Source organism: Streptomyces sp. NPDC048290 (assembly GCF_040652095.1).
Lineage (GTDB): Bacteria > Actinomycetota > Actinomycetes > Streptomycetales > Streptomycetaceae > Streptomyces.
On sequence record NZ_JBEZLM010000069.1, the window covers coordinates 1 to 1,176 of the forward strand.

Consider the following 1,176-nt stretch of genomic DNA (forward strand, 5'->3'; position numbering starts at 1 on the left):
CACTCTGAGCTGGGGGTGGCCGCAGAGACCAGCGAGAAGCGACTGTTTACTAAAAACACAGGTCCGTGCGAAGCCGTAAGGCGATGTATACGGACTGACGCCTGCCCGGTGCTGGAACGTTAAGGGGACCGGTTAGCTCCATTTCGGTGGGGCGAAGCTGAGAACTTAAGCGCCAGTAAACGGCGGTGGTAACTATAACCATCCTAAGGTAGCGAAATTCCTTGTCGGGTAAGTTCCGACCTGCACGAATGGCGTAACGACTTCTCGACTGTCTCAACCATAGGCCCGGTGAAATTGCACTACGAGTAAAGATGCTCGTTTCGCGCAGCAGGACGGAAAGACCCCGGGACCTTTACTACAGTTTGATATTGGTGTTCGGTTCGGCTTGTGTAGGATAGCTGGGAGACTTTGAAGCGCTAACGCCAGTTGGTGTGGAGTCGTCGTTGAAATACCAGTCTGGTCGTGCTGGATGTCTAACCCGCGCCCGTGATCCGGGTGGGGGACAGTGTCTGATGGGTAGTTTAACTGGGGCGGTTGCCTCCTAAAGGGTAACGGAGGCGCCCAAAGGTTCCCTCAGCCTGGTTGGTAATCAGGTGTTGAGTGTAAGTGCACAAGGGAGCTTGACTGTGAGACCGACGGGTCGAGCAGGGACGAAAGTCGGGACTAGTGATCCGGCGGTGGCTTGTGGAAGCGCCGTCGCTCAACGGATAAAAGGTACCCCGGGGATAACAGGCTGATCTTCCCCAAGAGTCCATATCGACGGGATGGTTTGGCACCTCGATGTCGGCTCGTCGCATCCTGGGGCTGGAGTCGGTCCCAAGGGTTGGGCTGTTCGCCCATTAAAGCGGTACGCGAGCTGGGTTTAGAACGTCGTGAGACAGTTCGGTCCCTATCCGCTGTGCGCGTAGGAGTCTTGAGAAGGGCTGTCCCTAGTACGAGAGGACCGGGACGGACGAACCTCTGGTGTGCCAGTTGTTCTGCCAAGGGCATGGCTGGTTGGCTACGTTCGGGAGGGATAACCGCTGAAAGCATCTAAGCGGGAAGCCTGCTTCGAGATGAGGACTCCCACCCACTTGATGGGGTAAGGCTCCCAGTAGACGACTGGGTTGATAGGCCGGATCTGGAAGCCAGGTAACTGGTGGAGGTGACCGGTACTAATAGGCCGAGGGCTTGTCC

General features: G+C 56.8%; 1 rRNA gene. It reads left to right on the forward strand.

The features are described from left to right. Nucleotides 1–1,176: ribosomal RNA gene (locus AB0D49_RS41750) — 23S ribosomal RNA — on the forward strand; the annotation flags it as partial.